This window comes from Aeromonas media (genome assembly GCF_000819985.1).
Taxonomy (GTDB): Bacteria; Pseudomonadota; Gammaproteobacteria; order Enterobacterales; family Aeromonadaceae; genus Aeromonas; species Aeromonas media.
Window position 1 is genome coordinate 1 of sequence record NZ_CDBZ01000182.1, and the last position, 20436, is coordinate 20436.

The window sequence follows — 20436 nt, forward strand, 5'->3', positions numbered from 1 at the left end:
CCAGGCACCCAATTAAACAGCGCCGTGAGCATCACGACGTTGGCCGAGAGGATGACACCTCATTGAAACGGCAGACAATTTAGCAAAAAGCTAACCAGACAGCGGAGCGGTAGTTCAGTCGGTTAGAATACCGGCCTGTCACGCCGGGGGTCGCGGGTTCGAGTCCCGTCCGCTCCGCCACTAATTTGAAAGGCCTTCCCTCACGGGCAGGCCTTTTTACTATGTACTTTCGGCACACGAGCCAGAGGGCCCAGTCAATAGACTGGTTTTTTTTCGTTTCAATTCCCCTGAAATACCACTGCCACCACTAAAGGCTTTGAATCGCCCCTACTTTCCTAGACACCTCAAGAGCCTCAAACTGAGGTCATTCAGGAGGTGTTATGAGCAAGCAGCAACGTTACACGGAAGAATTCAAACTGGCCGCCGTCAAGCAGGTAACTGAGCGCCATTACCCAGTGGCAGAGGTCGCTGAGCGACTTGGTGTTTCCAGCCACAGCCTATACGCCTGGATCAAACGCTACAGCCAGCCCGACGTGCAGCAACAGCATGACTCCAGCCAGCAAGCCGAGATTCGACGCCTCAAGGCTGAACTGCGCCGCGTCACCGATGAGCGAGACATCTTAAAAAATGTATGGTCTGCTCCTTATCTGCAAGCGTGAACTGATTTCCAGAAGTCGTTTGCGTCAATGTATCCGGCCTGTCTGTGAGCCGTTTTCCGGCTCTGGCCTTGATGGGATCCGCACGTCGTCGTCCTAATAAAGCTACCAGTCACGAGAGACTGCTTTTTTAGCCAGGCTGCAACGTCGTGGGGTGAACGCTTCTGTCATCTGTTTTTGGCTCGCAAAACCTGGTATGAGTTCTATCTGTTAAACGGCTGCGCTTGCGTTGGGATATGGTCGGTAATCCCTGCCGGATGTCAGTACTTTCCAGCAAATTCGCATTATCTTGTTGGCCAGGGCGATAAGGACCACATGATGGTGATGGCCGACCTCCAGCCTGGCGACCCATTCGCCTAACGATGATTTGTCACGCTTCATGTGAATTTTCAGCGCTTTGGCGCCCTGAATAACCATTTGCCTCAAATAGTTATTGCCACGCTTACTGATCCCGCCGAGCGAGGATTTGCCACCCGTTGAATATTGTCTGGGAACCAGCCCCAACCAGGCTGAAAGATCGCGGGCTTTCTTGAATTGTGAACCATTGCCAATCGCGGCAATTAACGCGGTTGAGACAATCGGTCCAATGCCGGGGACGGTGCTGACTTTTTGGCACAAACTCGATGCGCTTGAGGCTTGCCCGAGCATGAGGCTCATCTCATCAATCTGAATATCCAGCTGTTGCCACCGTTCTCTCAGGCGCAATACCAGGGCGCGGATAAAATCAGGCAAGCCATTCTCGGCATCTTCAAGGATCGCCGGTAGGGCGCGTTCGAAGACTTTTCTGCCCACCGGTACGGTGAGCCCATATTCCAGCAGCAACGCTCTCATCTGATTGACCGTGGCGGTACGTTCGATGATGAAACGTTGACGGACTCGATGAGTCGCCTGCAATGCCAACTGTTCATGAGATTTCAACGGGACACAGCGCATAGTGCCTCTGCTACCAGCCTCGGCAATGGCGGTGGCATCGTTGAAGTCATTCTTGTTCGATTTGAGGTAGGGCTTAACAAATTGAGCGGGAATAATCTTGGGCTCGAACCCCGCCTGTTGAAACAGTCGTCCCCAGTATTGCGAACCAGGACATGCCTCGAAGGCAACCCGACAGGGTGGGGTCGTGCTGATGAACTGTTTCAGTTGTGAACGAGTGAGCTTTTGCTTGGTCAATACATGCCCCATGCGATCCATCGCTACCAGGTGAAACCAGTTTTTGCCTAAATCGATGCCATAAATGTAAATCTGAGATTGGGTCATGATCAGCCTCCTTGATGCTGGCTTCAGCATAGCGGGGTAGATGGAGCAGACCATCCCATTAGGCCGCCGCGTACTTTGCCAAGCTGTCAGGGTAAGGTACGCCTTCATCCGGGAGCACGCGTCCACACATCCCATTCGCAGACTGTGTTGGATGATGAATGTCCACCCGAGCGGTTATTACGCATGGCAGCACCAGCCTTTATCTGCCCGAGCACTTGAAGACCAACGCCTTCTGGGCCAGATCAAGTCAAGCTATGTTGGCTAGAAAGCGGCGGTGTCTATGGTTATCGCAAGATCCGGGATGACCTGCGATAGATGGGCGAGATCTGTGGGAAACACCGTGTGGCGAGATTAATGCGGCATGAAGGTTTACGTTCACAAACCGGCTATCGTCACCGTCCCGGTCATTATGGTGGCCGGCCAACATTGGTTGCACCGAATCATCTTGAACGCCAGTTCCAAATAAGGTCTGGGTAACGGACATCGCTTATATTCGAACCCATGAGGGCTGGCTCTATCTGGCCGCGGTATTGGATTTGTTTTCACGACAAGCCATTGGTTGGTCAATGGGGCCACGGATCGACCGAGAGTTGGCCATCAGCGTGTTACTGATGGCGGTATGGCGACGGCGACCCGAACAGGAAGTGCCGGTGCATTCCGACTTAACAGCTATGACTGGCAGGACTTTTTGCGAGAGCACCTACTCAAGGCCAGCATGAGCCGACGCGGGAATTGCATGATAACGCGGTGGCGGAGAGTTTCTTTCAGCTCCTCAGGTGCGAGCGGTTCCGACGTAAAACCTATGCGGATCACGAGGAGGCCCGGCAGGATGTGTTCGATTACATTGAAATGTTTTACAACCCCAAGCGTCGGCACAGTTCCAATAATGGGCTCTCGCCAGTAGAGTGTGAAAAGCAATATTTCGAACGGCTCAAAAGTGTCTAAAGAAGCCGGGGCGATTGAGGTTGCTTGCATTCGAATAATAGATGACAGGTATCGGCCTCTGGGAAGGGGGGATGAGGAAGTGTGGGGCCAGATCACAGGGTTGCAGGTGTGCATATAAAGAAAAGGGGACGGCGTGTGCCGTCCCCTCAAGTCATCTCGTCCAGTCCCTGAACTGCCATGCTCCCTGCAATCCTTGACTCTATCCTTTCCTTTGGAATTTCCCCTTCCCATTCCATTGGGGTGTCCTGTGGCCATCCTAGCCTGGCAATCACTCCTGATTGCTTCACCCTCTCCATCCTGGAGGTGTCCATTACCACATCCAGTGGTGTTCCTTGCGTCATCCTGACAGATAACCACCCTGGTCATCTCACTTCATCCTGAAGCTGTTCCTGCCGCTCCTGCGGGGTTCCTGTCATCCTGAAGAGTGACTATCCGTGCCACCCTGCCTCATCCCGAGGTGTCCTGCCACGTCCTGTGGCTTTTCCTATTTATGCGCTGTTCCTGCATCCTGCCGAACCAGCCATCCTTGTGAGACCCATACTAAGGCAATCGTGGGCAGGAACAAGGCATGAAAGGCCATCAGATAGCGTCGGATGCTGAATAGATATCAACCATTAATCTTAATTTGTCTTTTTTATCAGTGTCTTATTTAGTTTCTCAGGAAAGCATGGGGCTCTCGGGATGGCTTCACGTACGGCTCAACACTGAGGGGTCTTACAGGAGGAATGGCGGATCTCTTACAACCAAAAACAGGGAGGAAAACGATGGTACAGAAGGTTCAATCTGGGATGTAAGAGTTAAAAATTAATTGAATAAATATGTGTGAAAAACAGACAAAAGCCGAGCTCATGCTCGGCTTTTCATCATTCATCCGATTGTGCTCAGCTGACCCGGGTACCCGGTGTCGGATATGCCTTGCGCAGGGACTCCGGTGCCAATACTTCCAGGTTGCCGCTCATGTTGTTCAACCAGGAGCGGAACTCGGGCGTATCCTGGACCTCGGTCTCCACCACCACGCTGCGCTTGTCGTAGCGGGTCATGCGTGGGTTGTGCCCCGGGATCTGCCCATCGATCAGGGTGGGGCAGTTGGCGTCTATGCGCCCGACGAAGCGGATCGGACCAATGACGTCCTGATAGCCCTGGTCGCGGATCAGCCTCTGGACATTGAAATCCTTCGGCTGGGTGGCGCTGAAGTTGGTCAGTTCCACATTCTTTATGTGATCGAACGGAATGCCGTAGACCTTGGGATCCAGCTCGGACAGGGTGCAGAGCAGGATGGGGCCATCGGGCTGGTTCAGGATCCCGAGCGGATTGATACGGTCATAACAGAGCCACACGGTGCGCTCCTTGATGACGCGCTGGATCTCGGCGCTGAACTTGCGACCACGCCAGAGGGCGTCGCGGATCAGGGTGCTGCGGCGGATCTCCGGGTTGCCGGCAAATGGGCGCGGCGACTGATGCACGCTCTCGAGCCAACGTTCCGCCAGCTCGCTCTGACTGTCCCGGATCACCTGGCTGGCCTTGTCGACCAGAGGATTCAACTCGGTCAATACACTCGCCGGTAGCAGTTGGCTCGCCTGATCACTCCAGGTTTTAAGGGCCACCGCCAGCGAGAGCGGCATGATGTTGGCAAAGTCGTTCAGTCCGTGGCGCTCGAAGCACCAACCGTGAGGTTTGCTGCGCTCATCGGAGGTGAGGTCGAACAGTCCCATGCCGGACATCTCTTCCAGATCCCGTTGCACGGTACGCAGACTGACGTGAATGCCTTCCTCTTCCAGTTTTACCTGGAGCTGGCTGGCGGTCAGCTTGTAAGGGCGGTGCGGGATGCAACGCGCCAAGGTCAGTTGTCGTAACAGCTTCTTACTCATGGTGCATGCCTTCACTGGTTTAGCGTTGAGTGTATCCTAGCCATGAAATGCGACAGTCTATGTCGCAAGTTTTGCTGCGACAACTGTCGCCATTTTCATACATATCGAGATAAGAAATTGATAAATATCATAAAAACAAAAATGAAGGGGGTTGTATGGAACCTTGTTTTTCCAGAATAAAGCGTTCGCTTCTTTTCCCCTATTGTCACGACCGGGGGGAAATGTGTATGGGGAGGTGGGAAAGGGGGTGAGGGACTGAGCCCTCACCGGCAATGAGGGGATCAGGCAACCCAGGACCAGGCTGACTTGGTGATGGCGGCGCCAATCATGTAACCAAACACCGCCAGCGCCGCCACACCGGCCACCAGCTTCTGGCCGCGAGCAGGGCGCTTGAGCGCCATGACCCCGAGACCTATGTAGACTACCAGGGCGATCAGCTTGGCCATCAGCCAGGGCTGTTGCCCCGGGCTCATCTGCAGGGTCACCGCCAGCAGCACGCCAAACAGCAGCAGGAAAGTGTCGTTGATATGGGGTAGCACCTTGAGCCACTTCTGTTGCAATCGCCCGCTGCCAGCCAGTGCCAGGCTCCAGCGGTAGATGAACAGCAACAGGCTGACCAGGGCCAGGGTCATGTGCAGGTGTTTGAGCATGGGGTAATAGGCAATCATATTGCTTCCTTGTCGTTGTCGGGCAGACCGCTGTTCCAGTTGTGAGCGTGGGTACGCTCCTGTCCTTCCTGATCGTCTTGCAGCAGATCGGAGAGGATCTCGCGGTATTGCAGGCTCTTGTTGATATAGGTGTGTTCATCATCCAGGTAGTTGACCTGTTCCCGCAGCAGCCGGTTGTCATACTGCTTGAACACCTGGCCCGCACGCCAGGCCTGATTGGCCCGAAATCCCAGCTGGGTCAGTGCTTCTACCCCCAGATCCACGGCCGAACCCAGGGTTTCCCGGTGCACGCTGTCGACGCCGTGACGGAGGATCTCGTGAGCATGGGGCCTGTCCTGGGCGCGGGCCAGTATCTTGAGGTGCGGGAAGTGTTTCTTCACCATCTCGATCACCTCGAGAGAGGTGGCCGGATCGTTGATGGAGAGCACCAGCAGCCTGGCCTTGTGGGCGCCAGCGGCATGTAGCAGGTCGAGTCTGCTGGCATCCCCGTAGAATACCTGATAGCCGTACTTGCGCAGCATCTCTATCTGGCTGGCGTCCTGTTCGAGGATGGTGGTGCCAATGCCGTGACCGTGCAGCAGACGTCCGACTATCTGACCGAAGCGGCCAAAACCGGCGATGATGACGGGGTGCTCGACCAGCTCGGGTTGTTCGTGCTCGGGTGTGTCGGCCTGGTTGCGGTAGTCGAACCATGGCTGGATCACCCGATCGTTGAAGATCAGCAAGAGCGGCGTCAGCGCCATGGAGAGCGCCACCACCAGGGTCAGCAGCGAGATGATGTCACTGGGCAGCACCTTGTTCTGGGTGGCGAATGAAAACAGCACAAAGGCGAACTCCCCCCCTTGGGCCAGTGCCAGGGCGAAGGTCCAGCGCTGGCTCGGTGAGATGCGAATGACCAGGCCGAGCACCATCAGGACCCCCCATTTCAAGACCATCAGGCCTACCACCAGGGACGGAATGAGCAGGGGATGAGCGGCAAACAGGCCGAAGTCGATGCCGGCCCCCACCGACATGAAGAACAGGCCGAGCAGCAGTCCCTTGAACGGCTCTATGTCCGCCTCCAGCTCGTGGCGATACTCGCTGTCGGCCAGCACCACCCCGGCGAGGAAGGAGCCCAGGGCGGGGGAGAGCCCCACCGACTCCATCAGCACCGCGATGGCGATCACCAGCAGCAAGGCTGCGGCGACGAAGATCTCCCGCATGTGGGATTGAGCGATGGCACGAAATACCGGCCGCATCAGGTAGTGGCCGCCCAGTACTATGCCGGCGATGGCGGCAACCACCAGCAGACCGTGCTGCCAGCCTGCCAGGTCCGGATTGCCGTTGCTGGCTACCGGCGCGATGGCGAGCAGCGGCAGGATAGCCAGGATGGGGATGACGGCGATGTCCTGGAACAGCAGCACAGCGAAGGCGGAACGGCCGCTCTCGCTCTGCATCAGTTTGCGCTCCTGCAGGCTCTGCAGCACGATAGCGGTGGAGGAGAGTGCCAGAATGAGGCCGATGGCGAGCCCCTGTTGCCAAGGCAGGCCGATGAGATAGCCCACCCCGGTCAGGGCGGCGGTGGTGAGCAGTACCTGCAGGCCACCTGTCCCCAGGATGGGGCCCTTCAACTGCCACAGCAGGGCGGGACGCAGCTCCAGCCCGACCAGGAACAGCATCAGCACTACCCCGAACTCGGCGAAGTGCATCACATCCTTCTGCTCCCCCACCAGCCCCAGCAGGAAGGGACCTATGATGATGCCCGCCAGCAGATAACCGAGCACGGACCCCAACCCCCAGCGCTTGGCCAGCGGCACGGCGATCACCGCCGCCGAGAGGTAGATCAAGGCGTCAAACAGCAAGCCATGTCCCATCAGAGCACCTCCAGCAGATCGCGCAGATAAGGGCTCGCACCCAGCTGGGCCGGGGTCAGTTGTTCATCGCGCAGGGCGCAGAGCAGTTGACGATAGTCCTGGCCGCAGCGGTGCAGGGCCTGAGGATCCTTGAGCTTGTGGAAGGAGTGCAGTACGAAGGGAGGCAGCCAGTGCATGCCGCAGAGCTGCGCTGTCTGCTGGAACGGCAGCAGGAAGTCGAGCAGGGGCCGCTGGTTGTAACCCGCGCTGCAATAAGATTCGGGGGCGCCCCCGGTGGTGATGGCGGAGAGCCACTGCTTGCCGGCCAGGGCATGAGCCTCCGGGCCGTAGGCATAGCCATATTCCAACACCAGGTCCATCCACTCCTTCATGATGGCGGGGCAGGAGTACCAGTAGAAGGGATGCTGGAAGACGATGAGATCGTGCTCCGCCAGCAGTGCCTGCTCGCGCTTCACGTCTATATACATGTCCGGGTACTGCTGATAGAGGTCGTGCAGGGTGACCCCCTCCAGGCCGTCGATGGCCTGCAGCAGTTGCCGGTTGGCCCGGGAGCTCTGCAGCGCCGGGTGCGAGAAAATAACCAGAATGCGTTTCATGGGGTCATAACCTGAGCGGGACTCGTGTCGGCGAATAAGATGCATCGAATGGCGACGTTATCAAGAAGCGCCCTGAGCCGCCAGTGGTGGACGAGAAGGCCTTGGTAGTACGCACCTCTCTTGGCGCCACGCTGTCAGGGAAGTGTGCCATGGCCTTCGGCTCATCTCACCCTCTTTTGATCTCCCTCAGGTGGCAGGCTTGACCCTCCCCCGGGGCCAGGGGTTACCATAGGCCTCCTTTGATTACTGAGTCATGTCATGGTTTTTACCCGTCGCCAACTCGCTCACGCCCGTCGCTGGCTCCCCCTGTGGAGTCTGCTGCTGGTGTTGATGTCGTTTGGCAGCCGGGCCGCGACCGATCTTTGTACCCTGACGCCCCACTGCAGCCAGAGCGAGCGCACCCTGGAGAAGGCCATGCCCTGTGGCAGCTTCACGTCGGCCCTCGCCATGACGGTGCTGACCGGCGACAGCCTGACGGTGGCCATGCTGGAACCTGACTCCCCGGATTACCTCTCCCCTTCTCTCTATGTGCCGGATGCCCCGAGGGCACGGCTGGAGCGTCCCCCTCGCACATTCGGCTGAGTCGATTTGTCCCCTGTTCATTGGGTATTTCTTCTTATCTGAGGTGAGTTATGTACAAGTCCCTGTTACTGGCCCTGCTGGCCGGTACCATCAGTTTCTCTGCCCTGGCAACGGAGCAGATGACCGTCTACAAATCCAAGTACTGCGGCTGCTGCGAGACCTGGGTCAAGCACATGGAAGATAACGGCTTCGAGGTCAAGGTCGTGGAAACCGAGCAGCTCGATCCCATCAAGCAGCAGCATGGCATCACCCCGCAACTGGCATCCTGCCACACCGGGGTGGTGAATGGTTATGTGGTGGAGGGACATGTGCCCGCTGCCGACGTGCAGAAGATGCTCAAGGAAAAACCGGCGATCCGTGGCCTGACCATTCCGGGCATGCCCCAGAGTGCGCCAGGCATGGACATCCCCGGTCAGCCCTATCAGGTGCTGAGCATCAGTGAGGAGGGCGCGACCACCGTCTGGTCGAGCTATTCCGGCTGACGAACACTGGTCATGAGTCGGCACCACTCCATCATGTGAGGCACACCTGAGCGAACCCGTGTCGCTCATGGCCAGAGCTGGAGGGCCACCCTTGTGAGAGGGTGGCCCTTTTTCATGGTTTCGTGCCGAATGTCAGGGGATCACTTGCAACCCAGGGCGACAAGGGGCAGATTGATCGCCACTTTATTTTCTCAGGGGCGATGTTCCGGTTTGCCAGCCTTGATTCCGCACCGGCGGAGCGAGCGGCGGCGGCTTGATCGTCAATTCATGGCGCTCCCCGCGAGCCAGCCTGCCCTGTTACAGCGCAAAGGATGCGACATGTTCATCTTTCCCCGAGGGTTGCTGCTGCTGGCTTGTCTGGTTGCCGTGCCCTGTACCCATGCCAATGAAGAGTCCGTCATGCCGACAAGCGAAACCCCCATCCTGCCCCCTGTGGCCGCCAAGCATCCCCATACCCTGAAAAAGCACGGGGACGTCCGGATCGACAACTACTACTGGCTGCGTGACGACGAGCGGCAGAAACCCGAGGTGCTGGACTATCTCAAGGCCGAGAACGCTTACACCGAGGCCATGCTCAAGCCGGTCCAGCCGTTGCGTGACCAGCTCTACAAGGAGATGGTGGCCCGCATCCCCCAGCAGGACGAGTCCGTGCCCTATGTGAAGAACGGCTACCGCTACCAGACCCGTTATGAGCCGGGCAAGGAGTACGCCATCTACTCCCGCAGCAAGGTGGAGGGCCAGCAGGCGTCGAACCTGATGCTGGACAGCAACCAGCGCGCCGAAGGCCACGAGTTCTATTCGCTGGGGGCCCTGGAGGTGAGCCGCAACAACCGCTGGCTGGCGGTGGCGGAAGACTTCCTCTCCCGCCGTCAGTACCAGATCCAGTTCCTCGATCTGGAGAGCGGCACCTGGGCCGCCGACAAGCTCGAGAACACCTCGGGCAACCTGGTGTGGGCCAACGACAGCAAGACGGTGTTCTATGTGCGCAAGCACCCCAAGACACTGCTGCCCTATCAGGTCTATCGCCACGAGCTGGGCAGCGATCCCGCGAAGGACAAGCTGGTCTACGAGGAGAAGGATGACAGCTTCTACGTCAGCCTCTATGCCACCACCTCGGAAGATTTCATCGTCATCGCCCTCTCCAGCACTACCACCAGCGAGGCGCGCCTCATCGATGCCAACACGCCGGTCCAGGCGCCGCGGCTGTTCCTGCCCCGTCAGGTGGATCACGAATACAGCCTGGATCACTACCGTGGCCGCTTCTATGTGCGCTCCAACAAGGACGGCAAGAACTTCGGCCTCTACGAGACCAGGGAGAGCCCGGTGGATCGCTGGAAGGCGGTGATAGCCCCCAATCCGGACGTGCTGCTGGAGAGCTATGCCCTGTTCAGGGACTGGCTGGTGCTGGAGGAGCGCAGCAAGGGGCTGACCCGGCTGCGCCAGCTCAACTGGCAGAGCGGCGAGCAGAAAGAGATCGCCTTCGACGATCCCGCCTATGTCACCTGGCTCGCCTACAACCCGGAGCCGGACACCAGCGCCCTGCGCTATGGCTACTCCTCCATGACCACGCCCTCATCCACCTATGAACTGAACATGGACAGCGGCAAGCGCACCCTGCTCAAGCAGCAGCCGGTGGCGGGCTTCAAGGCGGATCAGTATGCCAGCGAGCGAGTCTGGGTGACCGCCCGCGACGGTGTGGACGTGCCGGTGTCGCTGGTCTATCGCAAGGATCTGTTCAAGAAGGAGGGCAAGAACCCGCTGCTGGTCTATGGCTACGGTTCCTACGGCGCCAGCATGGATCCCGACTTCAGCAGCTCACGCCTGAGCCTGCTGGACAGAGGCTTCGTCTATGCCATCGCCCACATCCGGGGTGGCGAGGAGCTGGGGCGTCCCTGGTATGAAGATGGCAAACTGCTGAAGAAACAGAATACCTTCCACGACTTCATCGACGTGACCGAGGCACTGGTGGCCCAGGGTTATGGCGCCAGGGATCAGGTCTACTCCATGGGCGGCAGCGCCGGCGGCCTGCTGATGGGGGCCGTCATCAATCAGGCACCCCAGCTCTATCGCGGTGTGGTCGCCCAGGTACCCTTCGTCGACGTGGTCACCACCATGCTGGACGAGTCCATTCCCCTTACTACCGGGGAGTACGACGAATGGGGCAACCCGAACCAGAAGCGCTACTACGACTACATGAAGAGCTACAGCCCCTACGATCAGGTCAAGGCGCAAGCCTACCCCAACCTGCTGGTCACCACCGGGCTGCACGACTCCCAGGTGCAGTATTGGGAGCCCGCCAAATGGGTTGCCAAGTTGCGTGAGCTGAAGACGGATAACAACCAGCTGTTGCTGAGCACCGACATGGACGCCGGCCACGGCGGCAAGTCGGGACGCTTCAAGGCTTATGAGGACATCGCCCTGGAATTCGCCTTTATCCTAGAGCTGGCCGGTAGCAAGGCGTGATTGTCAGGGGTAGATGAAAACGAGTTGTAACAGAACCCCGGTCAGGCCGTCGGTGACGACGGTCGATCGGGGTTCCTGCATCTTGGCGATATCGCCGTCATCAAGATGGTATTCATGCTGGATATGGCCGTTATTTCGATATAACGAACCAAGATGCTAGCCCTTGCCAGCAAAGGGTTACAAAAGACTCTGACTGCTTTTTTATTGCTTCCATTCACCGGCTCATGTAATTAATCTTCGGCAGAGAAATAAATGATCTGCTTCAAAATTCTCGCTATTTAAATCCGCCATTTTGCTGTTTTGTTTGATTTATGTTGGCGCTATGTGCTTAATCAGGGGCGTTAAATCTTTTGAACTGACCAGGTTGTGGTCAGATCACCTCCGATCGGCATGACGCTGATTATCTCACCGCAGGATGATGGTGGCTTATGGAAGGGCGCTCGCCGCTCGACCATTTCCTCGTACGAGGCTGTATAGGCAGACCCAGTCTTGATGCGGGTCCGTCTCATATTCACCCGGGAATCGGGTGAGATAAATCAATGAAAAGGATGAAGAACATGAAAGGATTATCCTTGGCGTGCGCCCTGTCGGCTGCCCTGGTCGGTGCTACTTTCGGTGGTCCGCTGCAAGCGCAGGAGCGCTTCGTGACCATAGGCACCGGTGGTCAGACCGGCGTCTACTACGTGGCGGGCCAGTCCATTTGTCGTTTCCTCAATCGCGGCGCCGCCGATCACCAGATCAAGTGCAATGCGCCGGCCAGTGGCGGTGGCGTGGCCAACGTCAACGGCATCCGCAGCGGTGAGTTCAACTTCGGCATCATGCAGTCCGACCACCAGTACAAGGCGATGAAGGGGCTGCCCCCCTTCCAGGCAGAGGGGGCCATGGATGACATCCGCGCCGTCTTCTCCCTGCAGAGCGAAGTGTTCACCATTCTCGCCCGCCGCGACGCCAAGATCGCCGGCTTCGATGACCTGAAGGGCAAGCGCGTCAACATCGGCAACCCGGGCTCCGGCCAGCGTGACACCATGGAAGAGATCATGGCGGTCAAGGGCTGGAAGAAGAGCGACTTCGGCCTGGTCTCCGAGCTGAAGCCGGCCGAGCAGGCCTCCGCTCTGGGTGACAACAACATCGACGCCATGAGCTACTTCGTCGGTCACCCGAACGGTGCCATCCAGGAAGCGTCCACCACCACGGATGCCGTACTGGTGCCCGTGACCGGTGCCGACATCGACAAGCTGCTGGCCGAGAAGAGCTACTACACCAAGGCCGAGATCCCGGGTGGCATCTACAAGGGCAGCGACAAGCCGACCCCTTCCATCGGTGGCAAGGCGGTGCTCTCCACCAGTGCCAAGGCCGATCCGGAAGTGGTCTACCAGCTGGTGAAGTCGGTGTTCGACAACCTGGACCGCTTCAAGCGTCTGCATCCGGCCTTTGCCGACCTGAAAGAGGCCGACATGATCAAGGTGGGTCTCTCCGCACCCCTGCATGAAGGTGCCGTACGCTACTACAAAGAGCGTGGCTGGCTCTGATTGAAGGCCTGCCGGCCTTCCATCGTTCTCTTCGACACCCGCCTGCCACACCGGCAGCGGGTGTCGTGTCGTTGTACTCGCAGGCAAAAGTTATCCCTATGCAAGAAAAACAACTCTCTACCGAGGAACTGATCGCCCAGGATGTGGGCGCTCGGCTACCGCTGGGTCTCATGGGCTGGCTGATCACCGGGCTGGCGCTGGCCTGGTCTCTGTTCCAGCTCTGGATCGCCTCGCCGCTCCCCTTCATTTTCGGGGTCGGCGTACTCAATGACACCGAAACCCGTGCCATTCACCTGACCTTCGCCCTGCTGCTGGCCTATCTGGTGTTTCCGGCCTTCCGGCGTTCTCCCAGAGACAGGGTGCCGCTCGGCGACATCGCTTTCGGTCTGATCGCCGCCAGTGCGGCCGCTTATCTCTTCGTCATGTATGAGGCCCTGGCCCAGCGTCCCGGCAACCTCACCACCGCCGATCTGGTCACCGCCTGCATCGGCATCCCGCTGCTGCTGGAGGCGGCTCGCCGCGCCCTGGGTCCGGCCCTGGCGGTGATCGCCCTGGTGTTTCTCGCCTACAGCCTGGCCGGCCCCTGGATGCCGGGGCTGCTGGCTCACCGCGGGGTGAGCTTCACCGCGTTGGCGAACCACCAGTGGATCACCACCGAGGGGGTGTTCGGCATCGCCCTGGGGGTCTCCACCAGTTTCGTGTTCCTGTTCGTGCTGTTCGGCGCCCTGCTGGAGCGGGCCGGTGCCGGGCACTACTTTATCCAGCTGGCCTTCAGCCTGCTCGGTCACCTGCGTGGTGGCCCGGCCAAGGCGGCCGTGGTGGCCTCGGCCCTGACCGGTGTCATCTCCGGCTCCTCCATCGCCAACGTGGTCACCACGGGCACCTTCACCATTCCCATGATGAAGCGGGTCGGTTTCTCCAAGGAGAAGGCGGGGGCGGTCGAGGTGGCCTCTTCGGTCAACGGCCAGATCATGCCCCCCGTGATGGGGGCGGCGGCCTTCCTGATGGTGGAGTACGTGGGCATTCCCTACGTGGAGATCATCAAGCACGCCTTCCTGCCGGCGGCCATCTCCTATATCGCGCTGCTCTACATCGTCCACCTGGAAGCGCTCAAGCTCGGCATGGAGCCCATCGGCGGCCATCAACCCAAGCCCTGGCTGCGTCGCCTGACTGGCTTTGCTTTCGGTGCCACCCTCATCAGCGGCCTGTCGATGGCTGTCTACTACGGCCTGGGCTGGCTTAAGCCGGCGCTGGGAGACTATGCCCTGCCCGGGATCGCCCTGCTGCTGGCGGCCGTCTATCTGGGCCTGCTGAAGATAGCGGCCAGCAATGCGCCGCTGCCCGCCGAGGATCCGGACCAGCCGCTGACCGAGCTGCCCAATACCCGTGCCGTGCTGCTCTCCGGCCTGCACTTCCTGCTGCCGGTGGTGGTACTGGTATGGTGCCTGATGGTGGAGCGCCTCTCGCCGGGGCTGTCGGCCTTCTGGGGCACCGTCATGCTGGTGATCATCCTGCTGACCCAGCGGCCGCTGCTGAACTGGCTGCGCACCGACGGCAAGCATGACTACGGCTCGACTCGTGATGGTCTGGTGGACTTGAAGGAAGGTCTGGTGGCCGGTGCCCGCAACATGATCGGCATCGGTATCGCCACCGCCACCGCCGGCATCATAGTCGGTGCCGTCTCCCAGACCGGGGTCGGCCTGGTGTTGGCGGATCTGGTAGAGATGCTCTCCATGGGCAACCTGCTGCTGATGCTGCTCCTTACCGCCCTGCTGAGCCTGATCCTCGGCATGGGGCTGCCCACCACCGCCAACTACATCGTGGTGTCCAGCCTGCTGGCCCCCGTGGTGGTGACGCTCGGGCAGCAGAACGGCCTCATCGTGCCGCTCATCGCGGTCCATCTGTTCGTGTTCTATTTCGGCATCATGGCGGATGTGACCCCGCCGGTGGGACTGGCTTCGTTCGCGGCGGCCGCCGTCTCCAAGGGAGATCCCATCAAGACCGGGATCACCGCCTTCTACTACAGCCTGCGCACCGCGGCGCTGCCGTTCCTGTTCATCTTCAACACCGATCTGCTGCTGATCGACGTGGACTTCGCCCACGGCGTGCTGATCTTCGTGGTGGCCACCGTCGCCATGCTGATCTTCGCCGCCGCCACCCAGGGCTGGTTCCTGGTGAAGAGTCGCTGGTACGAAAACGTGCTGCTGCTGCTGGTGGCCTTCACCCTGTTCCGTCCCGGTTTCTGGATGGATATGGTGCACGATCCCTATCGTGAGACGCCGCCGGCCCAACTGGCCCAGACCCTGGGCGAGGTGGAAGCGGAGAGTACGCTGCGACTGCGGATCCAGGGGGAGGATGCGGTGGGCAAGCTGCGTCAGTCCACCGTGCTGCTGGCGGTACCTGCCGGAGCCAATGGGGAAGAGAAATTGGCCAGTCTGGGGCTGACCCTGTACGAGCAGGATGGCAAGACCCTGATCGACAACGTCACCTTCGGCAGTCCGGCGGCGGCGGCCGGCATGGAGTTTGACCAGGAGATCCTTGTCGTCAAGGCCCCTACCGAACGCTGGCACAAGGAGCTGATGTGGTTGCCGGGCTTCCTGCTGTTCGGGGTCGTGGTCTGGCTGCAACGCCGGCGGGCCACTCGCTGATAACTTCTCATCCAATAAAAACGGCGCCTTCGGGCGCCGTTTTCAATACCGTGGGCATGATGCCGGGAGGGTTAGTGTGACTGGGCCTGTTTCTGCAGCAGGATCAGGCTCTGCTGTTCTTGCTGACTCAGACCAGGCTGCTCACAGGCTTGTTCGACGCTGCCCCCCCGGATGGCACATCATGATGTCCATACCGGGCGGATTAGTTTGATTGAGTCTGTTTCTGCAGCAGGATCAGGCTCTGCTGTTCTTGCTGACTCAGACCAAGCTGCTCACAGGCTTGTTCGAAGCTGATCCCCAGATGGCACATCATGATATCGATGGCGGGCAGGTAGTTGGTCATTGCGTCTTCCATGGTGATCCTCCAGAGCTGTCTCTTATGCCCGAGCCGCGAGCAGGGGGCAATTAGACTTTAGGTGTAGGGTGTCATCTGCTTCGCCCCCTGCCACTGGGCGGGGGAATTTGCTACTCTTGCGTGCACTAAAGAGGTTGCCGTGTGAGTGCGAGCAATCGGTGAGGAGCAGGGCATGTTATTGAGTTTCTTGATCATCGCATCTGGCTGGTGGCACATCCGCGCGGCTTATGGCTCAGACTCCCGTCAGTTTTACATCAGCAAGCCGCTGACCATGCTGTTCATCATCGCATTGGCATTCGGTTACCAGAGTGACGATCACAACGGCTCCCATGCCTGGATCCTGCTCGGCCTCTGCCTGTCGCTGGCCGGTGACGTGCTGCTGATGCTACCAAGGGATCGCTTCATTCAGGGGCTGGCGGCATTTTTTGTCGCCCACCTCTGCTACATCGTCGGCTTTGCCCAGGGTCCTCTGGTGCTCAAGTTGATCGACGGCCTGCTGCTGTTGCTGGTGGCCGGCATGGTGTTCGGCTTGTTGTGGGGCAGGCTCGGCGAGATGAAGATCCCCGTCTTCTGCTACATGCTGGTGATCATCGCCATGGCCTGGGTGGCCGCCGGGGCCTGGCACGCCTCCCTCACCGCGGGCAGTGCCGCCGCCCTGGTGGGGGCACTGATGTTCCTCTTCTCCGACAGCATGCTGGCCCTCGATCGCTTCCGCCGCCCCTTCCCCCATGCCACGGCCTGGATCATGAGCAGCTACTTCGCCGCCCAGTTCCTGATCGCCGCCTCTCTCGCGGGATAAGCAGGCTTCGTCGACCATAAAGAAACGGGCCGCTCGGCCCGTTTCTGGTTTCTGGATTACGCCTCCAGCGGTTCTGCATCCGCCGCCCTGGGAGCCGGTTGCCTGAGCAGCAGCATCAGGGCGCTGGCGATGAGCAGGAAGATGCCCATCACGTAGAACACCTGGTTGTAGGCCATGATGGCGGCCTCCCGGTTGATGGTGTTCGACAGCATGGCCTGGGCCTGCTGCTGCGCCAGCGCCGGATCCGAGCCTTGCGCCATCATGGTCTGGGCTAGCTGCAGCAGGTAGCTTTGCCCCTCTATGCTGCTGGCGGCCAGGGTGCTGCTGATCTGGCTGACATGGACGCGGGTGTCGTTGTCGATCAGGGTCGCTATGATGGCGATGCCGAAGGCCCCCCCGAGGTTGCGCAGCACGTTGAGCAGGGTCGAGGAGGAGGGGATCTCGTCATGGGTCAGGCTGGCGGTCGCCACCAGGGAGAGCGGCACCATGATGAAGGGCTGGCCCAGCGCCCGCACGATGAGCGACTGGATCAGCTGGGGGCCGGCGTAGTCGGCACTCATGTTCATGTTCATGAAACAGCTGATGGCAAACACCAGGAAGCCGAAACTCACCAGATAACGCGGATCTATCTTGTGGGTCAGTTTGGGCACCAGCGGCAATACCAGCAGCTGTGGCAGCCCCATCCACATCAGCACTTCACCGATCTCTAGCGCGTTGTAGTTGTGGATCTGCGCCATGTAGAGCGGCAGCACATAGATGGAGCCCATCAGCGCCATGCCGAGCACCAGATAGGCGAAGCAGGCCAGCGCGAAGCGCGGGTTGTGCAGCAGCCGCAGGTTGACTAGCGGATGGCGTCTGAGCAGCTGGCTGATGACGAAGAACACCAGGGCCACCACAGAGATGACGGTGAGCCGCACTATGAAGCTGGAACCGAACCAGTCCTCCCGGTTGCCCTCTTCCAGCACTACCTCCAGCAGGCCCAGCCCCATCGCCATGGTGACTATGCCGATGAGATCCACCCGCTTGATCACCTCCCAGTCCACCGGCTTTTTGTCCAGCCCGTGGGCCAGCATGGCCATCACCAGCAGTCCCGGTGGCACGTTCAGATAGAAGATGTAGTGCCAGGAGAGCTGCTCCGTCAGCCAGCCGCCCAGGGTCGGGCCTATGGCGGGGGCGAAGGTGGCGCACAGGCCGAACAGCGCCATGCCGGTGGCCCGCTTGTGCAGTGGCAACAGGCTGACGATGAGGGAGAAGGCCATGGGGATCAGTGCCCCGCCGGTAAAGCCCTGCAGCGCCCGGAAGACGATCATGCTGGTGAGGTTCCAGCTGAACGAGCAGAGCACTGAGGCGACGATAAAGGCCCCCGTGGTCCACAGCAGGTAGCGGCGCACACTCAGCCCCCGGCTCAGCCAGCCGCTGAGGGGGATGGCGATCATCTCCGCCACCAGGTAGGAGGTGGAGATCCAGGAGCTCTCGCTCAGGGTGGCCGACAGGGCGCCCTGAATGTCCTTCAGGGAGGCGTTGGTGATCTGGATGTCGAGGATGGCCATGAAGGCGCCGATGAGGCCCCCCATGACCGCGATCCAGTTGCGACGTGGAATGGGTTCCATCAGTGGGCGGCGACCACGGGCTCAGGGGTACGGGTGTCGACGATCACCTCGCTGGAGAGGCCCGGCAGCAGCTTGCCTGCCAGTGGGCCTGGCTCGGGGATGCGGATCTTGACCGGCACCCGTTGCACTATCTTGGTGAAGTTGCCGGTGGCATTCTCCGGCGGCAGCAGGGCGAACTTGGCGCCGGTGGCGGGGGCCAGGCTGTCGATGATCCCCTCGACCGGCTGATCCGGATAGGCATCCAGGATCACCTCCACGCGCTGGCCCGGTTGCATGTGCTGCAGCTGGGTCTCCTTGAAGTTCGCCTCGACCCATACCTGTTGCAGCGGCACCAGGCTGGCCACCTGCATGCCGGACTGCACGTAGAGCCCTTCCCGCAGGCTGCGCTTGCCTATGATGCCGTCCGCCGGTGCCCGCAGCTCTGTGTAGCCGAGCTCCAGCCTGGCCTGTTCGAGCTGGGCTTCACTCAGTGCCAGCCTGGCCTGGTTCTGCTTGGCTTCGGCGTCCAGCACCAGCAGCCGCTCACGAGCGGCCTGCAGGGCGGCTCTGGCCTCCTGCTCCTGGGCCTGAGTGACCTGCAGACCGGCGCGCACCTCGTCCAGGCTGTCCTGGGAGCTGTAGTGGCGCTGATTGAGCTGGCTGACGCGGCGCACCTGCTGCTGGGCCCGTACCTGCTCGGCATTGGCCGAGGCGACCCTGGCTTCCGCCTGACGGATCAGGCTCAGCTGCTGGGTGCGGGTAGCGGCCAGGTTCTCCGCCGTCGCCTGATTGAGGTGCAGGTCGGCCTCGGCCTCGATCACCCGGGTTCTGTACTCCCGGTCGTCCAGCCTGGCGATGAGCTGGCCGGCCTTGACCTCCTGGTTGTCGGTCACCAGCACCTCGCCGATGTAGCCGGGCAGCTTGGAGCCGATACCGGTCACCTCGCTCTGCAGATAGGCGTTGTCGGTGCTCTCGAAATGGCGGCCGTGCAGATACCAGTAAGCGGCAAACAACATGCCGAGCAGGGCCAGCAGCAGGGCTGCCAGCAGGGGGATCTTCTTGTGTTGACTCATGATATGGGTTTTTCCTGAACTGTGGCGGGCAGGCTAACATCGTGTCACTGTTTCGATTAGTATCCATTCATGAGATATACAGTTTCACTGGTGAGACAATGGACCTGAACGCGGCCTTGATTCTGGTGCGGATCGTCGACAAGGGCTCCTTCACCGCGGCGGCCCAGGAGCTGGGCATGACCAAGGCGACGGTGAGCCGCCGCATCGCCGATCTGGAGCAGCACCTCGGCGTGCGGCTGCTCTATCGCTCCACCCGCCAGCTCACCCTGACCGAAGCGGGGGAGCAGTATTACCTGCGCTGCAGCAAGGCGGTGGAGGAGCTGGCCCAGGCCGAACTGATGCTGAGCGCCAGTCAGCAGGAGGTGACGGGGACGCTCAAACTGGCGGTCCCCATCGAGACGGGACAGCTGGTGGTTGGCAGGCTGGTGGCCCACTTTCTGCAGGCCTATCCTGGGCTGAGAGTGGATCTGGAGCTGACCAATCGCATCGTAGATCCCATCAGCGAGGGGCTGGATGCCATAGTGCGAATAGGCGACATGAGCGACTCCAGCCTGGCGGCGCGGCGCCTGTGGAGCACGGGACGCCTGCTCTGCGCCAGCCCCGAGTATCTGGCGCGCAGCCCGGCCATCACCCGGCCCGAGGATCTGGTGCGCCATGAACGGGTCGCGGTGAGCAGCGGTTTTCTCGCCTCCCACTGGTGTTTTGAGCGGGATGGCCGGGAAGTGCTGGTGGATCCGCCGTCCCGATTCCAGGTCAACAACATCACCTGTGCCAGAGAGGCGGCGAAGGCCGGGCTGGGGCTCGCCTCCCTGCCCGCCATGTTGTGCCATGATGAGCTGGCCAACGGCTCCCTGGTGGCCCTGCTGCCGGACTGGCAGCAGCCCAAGGTGCCCATCTATCTGTTGTTTCCCGAGCGGCGGCTGATGCCGCGCAAGTTAAGGGTGTTTATCGATTTTCTGGTGGCCAATGGCCCGGCTTACGGCATCGACAATCTGTTGTGAGCGGCATGGCCGGACATATGAAAATGGCCATTAACCTGAGTACCGGTGGAGGACCGCCACGGCGCCGTGGCTTCG

15 protein-coding genes, 1 tRNA gene and 2 pseudogenes are annotated in these 20436 nt (G+C 60.2%); 10 read left to right on the top strand and 8 right to left on the bottom strand.

Translation table 11 applies throughout. From position 1 onward, the window contains the following. The first annotated feature begins 103 nt into the window (after positions 1-103). Positions 104-180 (top strand) — tRNA-Asp (locus BN1127_RS15550). Positions 181-380: 200 nt separating this feature from the next. Continuing rightward, positions 381-626, top strand: a pseudogene (locus BN1127_RS15555) (transposase); the annotation flags it as partial. A gap of 240 nt (positions 627-866) precedes the next feature. Here the strand turns inward: BN1127_RS15555 and BN1127_RS15560 are convergent. Further along, positions 867-1910 carry an IS110 family RNA-guided transposase gene (locus tag BN1127_RS15560; RefSeq protein WP_042650017.1) on the bottom strand — a complete coding sequence of 348 codons (1044 nt, stop codon included), beginning with the start codon at positions 1908-1910 and terminating at the stop codon, positions 867-869. Positions 1911-1971: 61 nt separating this feature from the next. Between BN1127_RS15560 and BN1127_RS21720 the strand changes: the two are divergent. Continuing rightward, positions 1972-2855 (top strand): annotated as a pseudogene (locus BN1127_RS21720) (IS3 family transposase); the annotation flags it as partial. Between the two features lie 881 nt (positions 2856-3736). Here the strand turns inward: BN1127_RS21720 and BN1127_RS15570 are convergent. The 4 genes from BN1127_RS15570 to kefF all read right to left on the bottom strand — a co-directional run bounded on the left by BN1127_RS15570 (position 3737) and on the right by kefF (position 7840). Beyond that, complete coding sequence (locus BN1127_RS15570; protein ID WP_042650018.1) at positions 3737-4723, bottom strand: helix-turn-helix transcriptional regulator; 987 nt, start codon at positions 4721-4723, stop codon at positions 3737-3739. A 281-nt stretch (positions 4724-5004) separates the two neighbouring features. Further along, positions 5005-5391: a SirB2 family protein gene (locus BN1127_RS15575; protein ID WP_005332163.1), complete on the bottom strand. Its 387-nt coding sequence runs from the start codon at positions 5389-5391 to the stop codon at positions 5005-5007. Next, positions 5388-7244: a glutathione-regulated potassium-efflux system protein KefC gene (gene kefC, locus BN1127_RS15580; protein WP_042650019.1), complete on the bottom strand. Its 1857-nt coding sequence runs from the start codon at positions 7242-7244 to the stop codon at positions 5388-5390. Before kefC ends, BN1127_RS15575 begins: the two co-directional genes overlap by 4 nt. Then, a complete protein-coding gene (gene kefF / locus BN1127_RS15585; RefSeq protein ID WP_042650020.1) occupies positions 7244-7840 on the bottom strand; it encodes a glutathione-regulated potassium-efflux system oxidoreductase KefF in 597 nt (198 codons plus the stop codon). Before kefF ends, kefC begins: the two co-directional genes overlap by 1 nt. Positions 7841-8098: 258 nt before the next feature. Between kefF and BN1127_RS15590 the strand changes: the two genes are divergently transcribed. The 5 genes from BN1127_RS15590 (at position 8099) to BN1127_RS15610 (ending at position 15544) form a co-directional block, all read left to right on the top strand. After that, positions 8099-8422: a hypothetical protein gene (locus BN1127_RS15590; RefSeq protein WP_042650021.1), complete on the top strand. Its 324-nt coding sequence runs from the start codon at positions 8099-8101 to the stop codon at positions 8420-8422. Positions 8423-8472: 50 nt separating this feature from the next. Continuing rightward, positions 8473-8904 carry a DUF411 domain-containing protein gene (locus BN1127_RS15595; protein ID WP_005332167.1) on the top strand — a complete coding sequence of 144 codons (432 nt, stop codon included), beginning with the start codon at positions 8473-8475 and terminating at the stop codon, positions 8902-8904. A gap of 318 nt (positions 8905-9222) precedes the next feature. Then, complete coding sequence (locus tag BN1127_RS15600; protein ID WP_042650022.1) at positions 9223-11367, top strand: S9 family peptidase; 2145 nt, start codon at positions 9223-9225, stop codon at positions 11365-11367. Between the two features lie 557 nt (positions 11368-11924). Further along, positions 11925-12896, top strand: coding sequence for a TAXI family TRAP transporter solute-binding subunit (locus BN1127_RS15605; RefSeq protein WP_042650028.1), 972 nt, complete (start codon positions 11925-11927; stop codon positions 12894-12896). 98 nt (positions 12897-12994) lie between these two features. Continuing rightward, positions 12995-15544 (top strand): TRAP transporter permease, encoded by a 2550-nt coding sequence (locus tag BN1127_RS15610; protein ID WP_042650023.1) that lies wholly within the window; start codon positions 12995-12997, stop codon positions 15542-15544. Positions 15545-15746: 202 nt separating this feature from the next. Here the strand turns inward: BN1127_RS15610 and BN1127_RS21725 are convergent, their stop codons facing one another. Continuing rightward, positions 15747-15899 (bottom strand): hypothetical protein, encoded by a 153-nt coding sequence (locus tag BN1127_RS21725; RefSeq protein WP_081934535.1) that lies wholly within the window; start codon positions 15897-15899, stop codon positions 15747-15749. A gap of 172 nt (positions 15900-16071) precedes the next feature. Between BN1127_RS21725 and BN1127_RS15615 the strand changes: the two genes are divergently transcribed. Beyond that, positions 16072-16698, top strand: coding sequence for a lysoplasmalogenase (locus BN1127_RS15615; protein WP_042650024.1), 627 nt, complete (start codon positions 16072-16074; stop codon positions 16696-16698). 56 nt (positions 16699-16754) lie between these two features. Here the strand turns inward: BN1127_RS15615 and BN1127_RS15620 are convergent, their stop codons facing one another. Together BN1127_RS15620 and BN1127_RS15625 are read right to left on the bottom strand one after the other, a co-directional pair. After that, positions 16755-18308 (bottom strand): DHA2 family efflux MFS transporter permease subunit, encoded by a 1554-nt coding sequence (locus tag BN1127_RS15620; protein ID WP_042650025.1) that lies wholly within the window; start codon positions 18306-18308, stop codon positions 16755-16757. Next, entirely contained in the window at positions 18308-19360 is a 1053-nt protein-coding gene (locus tag BN1127_RS15625) for an HlyD family secretion protein (RefSeq protein ID WP_042650026.1), read from the bottom strand. The genes BN1127_RS15620 and BN1127_RS15625 overlap by 1 nt, the downstream gene beginning before the upstream one ends. A 98-nt stretch (positions 19361-19458) precedes the next feature. Between BN1127_RS15625 and BN1127_RS15630 the strand changes: the two genes are divergently transcribed. Continuing rightward, positions 19459-20361, top strand: a complete 903-nt coding sequence (locus BN1127_RS15630) for a LysR family transcriptional regulator (protein ID WP_042650027.1) — start codon at positions 19459-19461, stop codon at positions 20359-20361. The last annotated feature ends 75 nt before the right edge of the window (positions 20362-20436 follow it).